13 protein-coding genes are annotated in these 12,819 nt (G+C 44.9%); all 13 read right to left on the bottom strand.

Annotated features, from left to right (window positions below):
- Positions 1 to 69: 69 nt before the first annotated feature.
- Positions 70 to 1,215, bottom strand: a complete 1,146-nt coding sequence (locus V3C97_RS00695) for a HAMP domain-containing sensor histidine kinase (protein ID WP_338434525.1) — start codon at positions 1,213 to 1,215, stop codon at positions 70 to 72.
- 23 nt (positions 1,216 to 1,238) lie between these two features.
- Positions 1,239 to 1,928, bottom strand: coding sequence for a response regulator transcription factor (locus tag V3C97_RS00690; RefSeq protein WP_009553921.1), 690 nt, complete (start codon positions 1,926 to 1,928; stop codon positions 1,239 to 1,241).
- Between the two features lie 162 nt (positions 1,929 to 2,090).
- Positions 2,091 to 3,578, bottom strand: a complete 1,488-nt coding sequence (guaB, locus tag V3C97_RS00685) for an IMP dehydrogenase (protein WP_338434271.1) — start codon at positions 3,576 to 3,578, stop codon at positions 2,091 to 2,093.
- 82 nt (positions 3,579 to 3,660) lie between these two features.
- Positions 3,661 to 4,101: a (deoxy)nucleoside triphosphate pyrophosphohydrolase gene (locus V3C97_RS00680; RefSeq protein ID WP_338434270.1), complete on the bottom strand. Its 441-nt coding sequence runs from the start codon at positions 4,099 to 4,101 to the stop codon at positions 3,661 to 3,663.
- On the bottom strand, positions 4,085 to 4,954 hold the full coding sequence (locus V3C97_RS00675; protein ID WP_338434269.1) for a fructosamine kinase family protein: 870 nt from the start codon (positions 4,952 to 4,954) through the stop codon (positions 4,085 to 4,087). The genes V3C97_RS00680 and V3C97_RS00675 overlap by 17 nt, the downstream gene beginning before the upstream one ends.
- Positions 4,955 to 4,975: 21 nt before the next feature.
- A complete protein-coding gene (locus V3C97_RS00670) occupies positions 4,976 to 5,758 on the bottom strand; it encodes a tyrosine-protein phosphatase (protein ID WP_009553925.1) in 783 nt (260 codons plus the stop codon).
- Between the two features lie 73 nt (positions 5,759 to 5,831).
- Positions 5,832 to 6,740 carry an alpha/beta hydrolase gene (locus tag V3C97_RS00665; RefSeq protein ID WP_338434268.1) on the bottom strand — a complete coding sequence of 303 codons (909 nt, stop codon included), beginning with the start codon at positions 6,738 to 6,740 and terminating at the stop codon, positions 5,832 to 5,834.
- Positions 6,718 to 8,037, bottom strand: a complete 1,320-nt coding sequence (locus V3C97_RS00660; RefSeq protein WP_338434267.1) for a PTS transporter subunit EIIC — start codon at positions 8,035 to 8,037, stop codon at positions 6,718 to 6,720. The genes V3C97_RS00665 and V3C97_RS00660 overlap by 23 nt, the downstream gene beginning before the upstream one ends.
- A 131-nt stretch (positions 8,038 to 8,168) precedes the next feature.
- Entirely contained in the window at positions 8,169 to 8,630 is a 462-nt protein-coding gene (locus V3C97_RS00655; RefSeq protein WP_009553928.1) for a hypothetical protein, read from the bottom strand.
- A gap of 27 nt (positions 8,631 to 8,657) precedes the next feature.
- Complete coding sequence (locus tag V3C97_RS00650) at positions 8,658 to 10,079, bottom strand: C69 family dipeptidase (protein WP_009553929.1); 1,422 nt, start codon at positions 10,077 to 10,079, stop codon at positions 8,658 to 8,660.
- Between the two features lie 105 nt (positions 10,080 to 10,184).
- On the bottom strand, positions 10,185 to 11,729 hold the full coding sequence (locus tag V3C97_RS00645) for an ABC-F family ATP-binding cassette domain-containing protein (RefSeq protein ID WP_338434266.1): 1,545 nt from the start codon (positions 11,727 to 11,729) through the stop codon (positions 10,185 to 10,187).
- Positions 11,730 to 11,858: 129 nt separating this feature from the next.
- Positions 11,859 to 12,008: a hypothetical protein gene (locus tag V3C97_RS00640; RefSeq protein WP_009553931.1), complete on the bottom strand. Its 150-nt coding sequence runs from the start codon at positions 12,006 to 12,008 to the stop codon at positions 11,859 to 11,861.
- A 126-nt stretch (positions 12,009 to 12,134) separates the two neighbouring features.
- Complete coding sequence (locus tag V3C97_RS00635) at positions 12,135 to 12,812, bottom strand: class A sortase (RefSeq protein ID WP_338434265.1); 678 nt, start codon at positions 12,810 to 12,812, stop codon at positions 12,135 to 12,137.
- Positions 12,813 to 12,819 lie beyond the last annotated feature (7 nt).

The raw sequence follows: 12,819 nt of genomic DNA, 5'->3' as shown, positions 1-12,819 counted from the left end.
ACCACAGTTTTAACCTGCTTTATTTAGTGTAAACAAAAGAGCGTAACTAGCTAGGCTACGCTCATATTGTTAATCTTTAGCTTGTTGATATTGAACCGGAAAATGCATTACAAAACTTGTTAGACGTTTATTTGAAGTAACACTGATCGTGCCATGGTGCAATTCAACGATACTTTGCGTAATCGCCAAACCTAACCCTGTCCCGCCAGTTTCCCGCGACCGTGAATGTTCTGCGCGATAAAAACGATCAAAGATCCGCTTTTGGGCTGTTAACGGGATCTCTTCTCCATCGTTAGCCACACTCGTTTCAATAGTATTATCATCCACCAAGTGCGCTGAAAGATAGATATTATGGCCGCCAGTTCCGTATTTAAAGGCATTGGTAATCAGATTGTTATAAACCCGCGCTAACTTCTCTGGGTCTGCATCCATCATTAATGGCGTTTCTGGCTTGTGCACTGTAATCGTCATGTGTTTCTTTTGAGCTTCGAGTTCAAAACTAGCTCCCAGCTGCTCGAGCATGTTTCCCAGATCAATCTGCATAATATTTAGCGGTGTGTCCGTCTGGCGGACCTTGGTATATTCAAACAAATCATCTACCAAGGACTTCATCTGTTTGGACTTTAAGAACGCCACATGGACATACTTGAGGATGTCTGCTTGGGTCTGGTACTGCTTATTTTCTATCAACCCCAAATAGCCAATAATTGAAGTCAAAGGTGTCCGAATATCATGACTAACATTTGTAATCAACTCATCCTTGGACTTTTCAATCCGCCGTTCTTCATCCATAGCCTGCACCGAAGCATCTACGAGGGCATTGACACTGTTAACTACCCGCTGCATCTGACCGTGAAGCTGGAAGGGAATTCGGTGATCAAAGTGCCCATCGCTGATATAGTGCAACTCAGCAATAATATGTCTGAGCTGCATCTGGCGATAACGCCGCATCAAGCGCCAATACACTACTACCGTGTCAATAATCAGCATGATAGTAGCAGCAATCCAGCTCCATGACCATACTTTAACGTCATTGGGACCAAAAGCCAGGGACATTTTGATCAGAAAGATCCCGTTTTGAAGCCCTGGGTTAGATTCGACCCATTGATTGAGGAGGATATAGCACGACATATTCAGCAACAATAACAGAAAAACCGTGATTATCCCTTCACCAAAAAGCTCACTTTTTTCCCTTCCAGTTAATTGGAATTTTATCCGTTCTTGTTCTTCCATGATTACTAATGAGCCTCGATCTTATAGCCGACACCCCATACTGTTTGAATCACTTGGTCCCCGCCCGTCGCTTCTTCGATTTTATCCCGTAGGTGACTTACATGGACCATAACAGTTTTAGCAGAAACAACTGATTCTTGTTGCCAAACTCTTTCAAAGATCTCATCTGCTGAAAAGACCCGGTTAGGATGACTTGCCAGCAGGTATAAAATCCCAAATTCTAGTGCTGTCAGTTGGATAGTCTGTCCGTTGACCGTTTCAACCTCATGGGAATCACGCTTGATCAGAAGTGGACCCACTTCGATTTGATCTGGTTCATCATTACGCACGTCATGTGAAGCCCGACGCAGTAAAGACTTGATCCGCGCCATAACTTCCAAAGGGTTAAAGGGCTTGGTAACATAATCATCTGCCCCCTGAATTAAGCCCTGAATCTTATCTAAATCCTCACTCTTAGCAGACAAGACTAAAATTGGAATCTGCGAATCTTTCCGCACTTCTTTGATCACTTCCATCCCATCCATCTCTGGCATCATGATATCCAAAATCATTAGGGCAATGTCAGGATTAGTGTGTAACTTAGTCAAGGCCTCTTTACCGTTATAGGCTTTTTCTACCTCATAGCCTTCGTTTTTAACATAAATGCTGAGGAGTTCAACAATATCTTTATCGTCATCAACAACAAGTATTTTCATTTGTAAAAACCTCCTGGGCTGATTCGTTCATCATAATAGTAACTATTCCTATTGTACCAGACTTTATCAGCCCTGCTCCTAAAGAAACATTAAAGGATTCTGCTATACTAGCAAAAAAGAGACTGACAAAAATCAGCCTCTTTTAGGGAAATATTTTTTAAATTAGTTTGCAGAATAGTTTGGTGCTTCCTTGGTGATTTGCACATCGTGTGGGTGGGATTCCCGCAAACCAGCACCAGTGATTTCAACGAATTGGGCATTTTCACGTAAGTCGTTGAGGTTAGCAGCGCCGACGTAACCCATACCGGCACGCAAGCCACCATCCATTTGATAAATCACATCGCCAACTTCACCCTTATAAGCCACACGGCCTTCGATACCTTCAGGAACTAACTTGTTGGCTTCGTTAACTGCGCCTTGGAAGTAACGGTCAGAGGAACCGTGAGTAGAATCCATAGCAGCCAATGAACCCATCCCCCGGTAAGTCTTGTAGCGCCGACCTTGGTAGATTTCAGTTTCACCAGGAGCTTCTTCAGTTCCGGCTAACATTGAACCCAGCATTACAGCGTTCCCACCGGCTGCTAAGGCCTTAACGATATCACCAGAGTACTTGATACCCCCGTCAGCAATAATTGTCTTGCCATATTCACGGGCCACAGTAGCTGCATCATAGATCGCAGTCAATTGTGGTACCCCAACCCCAGCAACGATCCGGGTTGTACAGATAGAACCAGGTCCGATTCCGACTTTAACTACGTCAACCCCAACATCATAGAGAGCTTTAGTAGCTTCGGCAGTCGCAACGTTCCCTGCGATCAGAGTTGCATCTGGATAGTGTTCCCGAATTTCTTTGATCTTCCGGATAACACCAGCTGAATGTCCGTGAGCAGAGTCGATAACCAATGCATCAACCCCAGCTTGCAACAAAGCTTCAGCCCGTTCAAAAGTATCACTTGTTACCCCAACAGCAGCTGCAACCAACAAACGACCATGTTCATCCTTGGCAGCATTAGGGAATTCAACTACCTTTTCAATGTCCTTGATAGTGATTAAACCAGTCAATTCACCCGCAGCATTAACGATCGGCAACTTTTCAATCTTGTATTGTTGCAAGATTTCTTCGGCCTTTTCAAGTGAAGTTCCTTCTGGTGCTGTTACCAGGTTTTCTTTAGTCATCACGTTGCCGATCTTAGTGCTGTAATCAGTAACAAAGCGCAAATCACGGTTAGTAATGATACCACAGAACTTTTTGTTTTCCATTGTTTCTACAATTGGAACACCACTGATCCGATATTTCTTCATCAATGCTTCGGCGTTAGCCACACTGTCATCAGGTGTCAAAAAGAATGGATCAATGATGACGCCACTTTCAGACCGCTTAACCTTCCGTACTTCATCAGCTTGGCGGACAATCGTCATGTTCTTGTGGATTACCCCTAACCCACCTTGGCGGGCCATTGCAATTGCCATTTCTGATTCAGTAACGGTATCCATCCCGGCTGAAATAATTGGGATATTAAGCTTAATCTTATCAGTAAGTTGGACGCCTAAGTCGACCTCATTTGGCAAGACGTGACTTTCGGCGGGAATTAGTAAGACATCATCGAATGTGTAACCTTTTTTAGCAAATTTAGTATCCCAATTGGACATGGTAGATACAACTCTCCTTTTTTATTTATTTTTAAGTTGTTAATAGTCTATGAAAAAATAAGCCACTTTGCAAGTAGTTAACCTACTTTGTTTTGTTGGAAGTTTCGATTTGGTTTTGTACCGCCAATAAATCAACCGTAGTTAGGTGCTGGACTATGGGTAAAGACGGTCCTAAAACCTGCATTGTTAGCAACTGTTGGGGAGTAACAAAGCGTAGATCATAGGCCGCCACTTGTCGCAAGTGGTGGGTGGTAAGACAGGCATAGTATGGGAAGAGGTGCACTTGTGCTAGTGCGTGCTCTCCTAGTATCGGGGGCATTACTGGAGCTCCTAGCATTAGCTGATCACCTAATTCTTCAGCTACTTCCCGCCGAACTGCCATAATTGGTGTTTCCCCCGGCTCAATCTTGCCACCCGGGAATTCCCACCAACCACCATAGATCCGGTCCAAATTACGTCGCCCTACTAATACCCGCCCCTCAGCTAAAATGACCGCCAAGGCAATATCAATCTTCTTTTTCATGTGCAATCACCCGATGAAGACTTGCATTAACCGCGTTATAGTAGGTAGTGCCAAATTTATTGAGGTGAATCATCAGGAGGTACAAACGGTAGAATTCTAACCGGTCTTCAGCTCCTGGCTCTAAAGGAAAGACTTCATTGTAACCCGCATAAAATTCAGGTTCAAAGCCCCCAAAAACCTGGGTAATCCCAATGTCGAATTCACGATCACCATATAAAGGGCTAGGATCAATCAAAGCCGGCTGGCCAGCTTGATCAAACATAACGTTCCCGATCCATAAATCACCATGGCACAGGGCCGGCTGACTCAAATGTGCCTGTAAAGACTGTCGAATAACCGCCACAGCCCGCATAAAAAGCTGGTAATCAGCTGGCTTCCAAAAACCAGATCGTTGCAGTTTGGCTCCTAGTGACAGTAAACGCTGGTCTACAAAGAGTTCTTCCCAGCTAGTCGTCCAGGTATTAGTAAAGCTGATTGTTGTTCCGCGGTACGGGTAGTCAAAGCCAAACTTCCCCGTTGGATTGTTGTGCTGATGCAGGTGCGCGACTAAGCGTCCCAAATCACGTTGCGATCCTACCCCAGTATCAATGTACGACAAAAGCAGGTAGGCATCACCGTGGTATTCGCCATTGGCTAAGACCTGGGGAGCATTAATCGCATACTTTTGAAAGAGCCTTAAACCAGCGATCTCAGCCTGGTAAAAGTCAGCCCCATAGCCTGGCTGCACCAGCAAGAAGTAATGCTGGTGATTTCCATCCACCAATTCATACGCCTCATTAACATCGCCACCAGTAACAAAGGTCGCTGTTACTGCACCCGGCAGCCCCAAGTGCTCGATTAATCGTTCATGCATAAGTTTTTCCTTTCCCAATACCTATTCTAAATAGATGTCTTGCAACCGTGTCAGTTGTTCATGATCCAGATCCAAATAACGTGCAAAATACTGTTCCATCGATCCTGCCACTGTTTCACAAACCTGGCGGAAGGTTTTGAAGCCCCGCTCACTAACGGCTAGGTAACTATTAAGCTCGTTGGCTAAGGCATCTGCATCACTAGTTGTCAGCAGTCCATTGATTTCTTCGGGGGTCTTGTTTTGGAAAACTAGGTTAGTTAAGAGATAATCCTGCAAAATAGCCTCTTCCTTAACTCCCAAAGCCGATAAGATCAAAAAGGCTGCTGCGCCCGTCCGATCTTTGCCCGCTGCACAGTGGAAAAGCACGCTCTGGTCGGGCTGATCGTTTTCAAGTAAATAATCGAACATCTGCCGAAACTGCGCCCGCGGATGAGGATCCGTCATCATTTGAGCATAGGTTTGATCAACAATATCCAGCTCACCATAACGCAACTGGTGCCCAGCAACGACCCCTAAATTTTCAAATAAAGTTCGTTCGAATGGATAAAGCGATAAGTTAATATACTTGGTCTGCACGGGGTACCGGTCTTGATAAAACCAAGTTTCCGACTCGGAACGCAGGTCAATATCATATCGCAATCCATACTCCGCTAGAAAGTCCAGGTCCTTGGGAGTTAATTGACCCATATTTCCTGAACGGATTAACTTTTGCCACCGGGTTGTCCGGCCGTCAACCGTTGGATATCCTCCCATTTCACGGATATTAACCCCCCGAGCTAAGGGTAGCATTCTTTGATGTTGCATAAAAACTCACCTCATTACGTATTCTTCACTTTTTTCTTTTATGATAACACTTACATCCTTATGCAAGCTGCTTTTAGTTACTATGACTATCGTTATCAGCAACGTTCGGACCATTAGGCCGGCCAAAACCGTGATCGAGATCGAGGATATATTGCTGGATATACTGCACAATTTGCTTATTCTGTGGTAGGTCTGAGTGCTGGGATCCCTCTCCCGTTACTGTGATCTCCGTAAAGTGAGCCACCTGCTTTTGGAAGATGTATTTTCCCGCACGGACACTGCCTTCAGGCACCAGTCCATCTGATTCATAGCTTTCTGTTCCGGCTAGGGAATAAACAGTCATATCTGCTGGAAGTTTCTGGCGGTGGTCGATCAAATATGCCAGCATTTGGGTTTTGTGAGCGATACTTTTTTCGGAGAAATTAAACGGACTCGCAATCGTCATTAATTTTTTACAGACAATATCATCATCGGTAAAATATTTTTCCAAAAATGTAGTATAGATTAATCCCCCATTCGAATGTCCGATTCCCTTAAAGTTATTGAACTTATACCGTTCGCTCAGCTGATCAAAAGCTAAGTGAAAGTAATATGCCTGTTTTTGGATGTTTTCCCACCCATCTTTGTTATTTTCAAATCCAACCACGATGATTGGCTCATTATCGCCCGGGCGAATCTTGCCCTCATAGGTGATCCGGTGGTCATTATAGACTTTCACCTTTAGCAAACTATGCTTTTTATTTCCGTGGCTATTCAAAATTTTAACCAAATCATCAAACCGATTCTGGGTCGCACTACTTCCTGGGATCATGATTACCGGTGAGAGTTTCGAATTATAGCGTTGTCGCAGCCCCGTTGTTTGCTGGTGGACCCAATGGTTGGCCGGAAAAAGCAAGCCCCCAAGAAGCACAACAACTAGCAACAGCATCATGACAGCACTTCGCTTGCTACGGTAGAAGCTATTCGTTGGTTTTTGGTGCATCTCTTCTCCCTCCTTCAGCCGTGACTTTGGCAATAAGTAATTGTTCCTGGACATCATCAGCAATCCGTACAAACGGCAAATAAATCAACACATCGAGTACCAATAGCAAGATCCCCACTATTAAGCATAACCAGTGTCCGTTAGTTCCCAGATAAGCAATCAATGGTCCCGGTGTCCCCAGCGGAACAGGATACACCGCCGGAATGATCGCCCCCATTTGGATCAAGAGGGCAGCTAAAAGCACGTTGATCGCTGGTGCTACAACGAAAGGAATAACATATAAGGGGTTCAAAAAGAGGGGGATACCAATCATGAGGGGCAACCCTACCTCAAAGAGGGTGGGAACTGTTGCCCAGGCTGCTAGCATATTAGTTGATCGGTGGCGACTAACTAACACAATTGCAATAATTAATGCCAATGCAGCTCCTGGGCCGCCAAAGCGACCAAAGCTTTGGTACAAGGTGTAATCCGTAAAACGGTTCGGGACATGCTGCAAATTGCTGTGGTGTAGTGCATATGCCAAATTTTCGTAAAACGCACTACTATTCAGGGCGTTACTCATCGTTAGGGGCCCAGTTAAACCAACAATTTGACATAAAGACGTTAAAATCGTCAACACTATTACCCCTAACCAGGCCCAATGCCCGGTTACCAAGCTCTGTTCCCAGCCCAAAACTAGGCTAACAAGTTGCGCTTTTCCAGCCCCACCCCACAACCACATTCCGGTCATGATAAGGGCACACAAGACAAAACAAGTCCCAATTGCTGGTAAAGCACTGAAGGAACGCGCAATAATTGCTTCATCCGTAAGCACAGGTAAACGTCGCCCCCACCAACGAAAAATCTGTCCTACCACATAGCCAACGCCTAAGCCATAGAGCAGTGACTGCATATGAAAGGCACCGCTAGTTATACTCAATTGCCCAGTGGCTGAAACCTGGGTCAAAAACAAAAGGGCATACGTTAATAACCCCGTCGTTCCAGCTATCTGCTTGTCTTGCTTATATAATGCAGCCGTCTCGCTCGCCGCATGATAAGCTGCCAGAACTGCGATAATGCCCAAAGTCAAGCTCTCAAAACTTCCTACTAACGTGTGCAGCCCCTGGTAGTGAGGCAACCATTTTGTCACCTGCAAAATAGTCCCCCCAAAGCCTTGCGGATCTAAAAGAGCCATTCGTAATACGCGGGCAAAACTCCCCACCAAGGCAAACGGGAACAGTACAATCATTGTTTGACGCAAAACAACATAAAAACTTCGTTTCTGCAAATCTAACATCCGTTGTGTTAGCCAAGTCATCACCTGTGACATCCTCACCAACTCCCTTCGCGAGTAGCTTTCTTACAGCCATCATACCATTATTCACATACGAAAAAACACTGCTTCAACCTGAACATTTCTGATCATGTTGAGCAGTGTTAACTTACTTATTATTCATTGGTTGTCGGTGCTTCTGCTGGGGCTTGAGCTGTTGTCCAAGCTGCTTGCACAAGTACACACATCTGTTCAAACATTGCGTCCCCGATTTGATCTACTGGTCCCAAAGTGTCAATGTGAAAAGCAGACGCGTTTAAATTGGGAGCCTCAACAATCAAATTAACTACTACCGGCACTGCCTGGTTGAGGTCCGCATAAAAGTTATCTACCCGGTTATTGTTAGCAAACGGCAAGTTAATAATCCCCGTTTCTAACTCCACCTTAAAGTCATTTATTGTCAGCTCACTATGCACGAGTGCTCCAGTAGCGACCTGAGCCGAGAATGTATCAAACATCGTTCTCAGGTTAGCTGCCATCTCCTGGGCAGCAAAGTCAGCCGCATCCGCGGTGAAGTTTTGAACCTGGTATTGCCCAGTATCAACTGCATCGAGGTATGTTTGTACTTTAATTTCCACTACTTTCACGTCCTCCTCATAAGTCGACTACAGATTCTTATCCATATTAAAGGTCAATTTGGATAATTTCAAGCCTTCAGTAACGAAATGGCCGATCATCTTCATGGTCCGATTGCGCATTTCTGCTACCATCGCGTAGTTTTGCTTGGTCAAGAATTCAGTCAGATCATTACCACTCAACTTCGCTGCTTCAGCATCAGCTTGGGCAATCATGCGGTGTTTAGTTTCCCGCGCTGCCGTTAAGTAATCTAGGTCATCTTGAATGAAATGTGCATGGTGGGATTCAACTAACATTGAAAGTTCCCGGTACATCCAGTAAGCACTGCTTACGTCAAACTCTAGTGGTGTATTGCTCCACGAAGGATCCGTGTCATTAGCATTGGTGTAAAACGGGACATATGGCGTAAAGGCCGGTACCCCGAAGCAAACCCACATTAAAGCTGCTTGGTCATGTGGCACGTCGTTCCGTAGCTGTAAAATATGGGAATTTTGTGTCCGGTTAAGGCAGATTGGCCGGTAACGGACCTTATCCGCATCAGATCCATGACCTAACGGATCAAACTGTGTTTCGTTATAATGTGAACTCAGCACATATTCCAAGTCTTCGAGGGCCAGCAACCGGTTGGCCTTCCGGATAAATGGTAATTCGCTTGATTCTGGATCCTGGTCAATTTCTGGATTGAAGCACTTTTGTCCATACCATACCCGCGGTGTATTGTAATGCCGATCTTTTTCTGTATCCGTTCCAAAGATCTTCCGGAAATTAAATCCTTCCCGGTCAGGGTTCAAATGATGGGCATCTACGAATTCACGCAACCCTTCTGACCACATAAAATTATCGGGATCATCAAAATCAATCTGTTGTTGGGCTACTTGGTTGGCCGCGATTGCATAGGAATCATCCGGGATCCGAGTGGCAGCCCAGTGGTGGCCGGTAACAATTTCCATGTACCACACCTCATCATTGTCGGCAAACAAGACCCCGTTTCCTTCAGGCGAACCGTATTTCTTGATTAACTGTCCCAAGTATTCCACCCCTTCACGAGCAGAATGAATATAAGGCGCAACCATGTGTTGCATACTTTCTTCTAGCAATCCGTCTGGAACCAGGGGGTCATGAGCTAACGCACGTTGATTGCCATAGACACTTTCCGTACAGGACATCGCTACATTAGCTTCATTGATGGAGCTTTCCCCATAGTAACCTTCTTTGTCCAAATCAACGTTAGGGGTAAATGGTGTCCGCAAACCCCGCTGCGGTAATTCCGCGGTGAAATTATTCTTCTTAGACTTAAAGATCCGCCCCTTTTCGTTATATGCTGCCTGCATATGGAAACGCTGGGGCGTGATTGGTAAGAAGGTGTCGTCGTTGCGGGCGATCATTGTTGAACCATCAATCGTGGCCTTCTTGCCCACGAGAATTGTTGTACATGCCGTTTCTGTTGTCATCTATGACCCTCCAAACTAAATACTTACTATACAGTGTACGCCTTTTTAGTCCTGACGACTAGCCTTGCTTACACAGAGTCTAGTCTTTAGCTCCTCTTTTGCCCCTTATTGAGACAAGCGCATCCGTTCGACGTCAAATATTTTATCGACCCAGCCATTATAAAAAGAGGCTTCGTGGGTTACCAAGAGGACATTTCCTGGAAATTGTTGCAATGCTGTCCGCAACGCCACCTTAGTTTCATCATCTAAGTGGTTAGTTGGTTCGTCTAAGATCAAGAAATTACTTGGTTTAAGTTCTAATAGACAAAGCTTTACTTTAGTCTGCTCTCCCCCACTCAAAAGGTGCATCGGTTTTTGCGCATTTTCGGCATTAATTCCCGCCCGCGCCAAGCGCTGCCGAATTGTTTTAGGCTCTAACAAAGGATACGCATCTTGAATTACCTGCAGAGGTGTTTGGTTCGGATCATCCCACTCTAATTCCTGACTAAAGTAATTGACGATTACCGCATCACCAAACTTAGCTGTCCCCGCAAAAACAGGAATTTTTCCTAGCAAAGACTTGATCAACGTTGATTTTCCAATCCCATTAAAGCCCTTTAAGACAACCTTTTCTCCATAACTCAGGGTAAATGTTACTGGCGCCAGTAAAGGCTTATGGTAGCCCACTGACAAGTGGTTCACCCGTAGTGTTTCAGCGGACAGGATCTCCTGGTAAGGAAATTTAAAATGGGCCTGCAGATTAGTGCTTGGCGGATCGATCCGCACCAACTTGTCCAGACGCTTCTGCCGTGACTTTGCCATGGCCGACCGACTCCCGGCCTTATTTTTACGGATATAGGCCTCATCTTTAGCGATTTGTAATTGCTGTTTCTCAAATGCTCGTTGTTGGCTTTCCTGCCGCGCGGCTTTTTGTCGCATCGCCTGTTTGAAACTCCCAGTATACTTAGTGATCTTTTTGAAGGCAACATCAATAATGGTATTGGTAATTTGTTCCAAAAAATCGTAATCATGCGAAATAACCATAAAGCAAGCCGCGGTTTCATTGAGGTAGTCTTGCAACCATTCAATGTGTTCTGTATCAAGATAATTTGTCGGTTCGTCCAATAAGAGGACGTCTGGTTGCTCTAATAATAATTTAGCCAAAATGATTTTGGACCGCTGTCCGCCAGAACAGTCACTTACCTGCCGGTCCTTGCCTAAGGCGGTTAGTCCCAACCCCATCATCACTTGGTCGATCCTGGTATCGATATTATAAAAATCGGCCGCATCTAATTTCTCCTGATAGTAGCCCGCTTGATCTAGCAAATGTTCATCCAGCGACTGGGCGTACTTTTCATAACAGGTTGCTTGCTTGGCTGCGATCTCGTCGAGATCTGCAAATGCCGACCGCAAAAAAGTTTGAATAGTTAAATCATGGGCTGATTCTGCATACTGGTCCAAATACCCGATCTTAACTCCCTTTTGCCATTTGATCTGACCTTTATCTGGTAGTTCCTGGCCCGTCAAGAGTTTGATCAAGGTGCTTTTACCAGCACCATTTTGCCCAATTACCCCCATGTGATCCTCTTTATTAAGACGGAAGGATGCATCTTCGTAGAGGGTTTTATCAGCAAATGAATGGGATAAATGCGTTACTTCTAAAATGCTCATCGTTCTCTTCTCTCTGTTAATTGTCAGTTTCTGAATAATAAAAAATCCACACAAAACACAGCAGTCTTATGTGGAGCCTTTAAATATTCGAATATTTGCAAACGATCGTAATTACGATTGCTCTACTTCTTACTTGCTAGCCTTGTCAAGTGCTTCGCGTTCCTTTAAGAAAGCAAGAACTGCTTGGTGTTGAGCACGACGCTTCTTGATGTTTTTAGCGTTAACCGGACGACGGTCGTTACCTACGCCAACATGGACGTTTGTTGAATCATGACGCATAACAGGAAAACCTCCCTTCATTTATTCATGCATTTTATCATTTTATACTTAAAACCGCAGTTTTTCAAGGTCTAGACTAAAAAAGAGACCACCTGAGCTGTTACCTGCAATGGTGGTCTTACTTTTTTAACGGTTAAATATCTTTAAATTATCGCTGGTGGCTGGAGAAGTTTGGGTTAGTTCGCCCCGCACAACGATCCGGTTAGTCTCCCCAGGTTCTCCTGAAGCACAGGTGAATAATGTTACTAACTTTTGCTGCCCCACATTATCCACCCAGTAGACTTCTGTTTCATTGATTTTTTGGCGCACAGTAACCGTATAAGTGTAGACTTTTTGCCCATCAGTCAGATAGATCTTATCCCCTTTTTGTACCCGCGCCAAAGGTCCAAACAAGATCTTATCGTTCTTCATGTGGTGCCCAGCCAAAGCATAGTTATTTGCTGCCCCCAGCTGCTGGTCAGCCTTCATCGTCCCCGCTCCACGAATCAAATTACTATTTTCTAAACCATAAAAGATCGGCAATTTCAGCCCTACTGCAGGAATAGCCACCTTCCCAATCGCTTTTTGTTTGGCCATTGATGCCTTGACCACTTCGCGGTTATCCACGGCCTTAACTGTCGCAAAGTCAAAATTTCCCTTTTGTGTCTTGGGGCTATAAATCTTGGTTGTTAAAGCGGACTTTTCCATGTGCCCGATCGCCATGGTTTTGATCTGTTCATTGAAGACCAAGGCCAACCCAATAACCACCAAAATCAGCGCCAAGACCCGATAGAGCCAACTTTTGTGACTTTTCTTAGCTGCCACTTCGCTA

Source organism: Ligilactobacillus saerimneri (assembly GCF_036689625.1).
GTDB classification, from domain to species: domain Bacteria; phylum Bacillota; class Bacilli; order Lactobacillales; family Lactobacillaceae; genus Ligilactobacillus; species Ligilactobacillus saerimneri.
The sequence above is the reverse complement of the archived record's forward strand: the minus strand, read 5'-3'. Positions and strand labels throughout refer to the sequence as shown.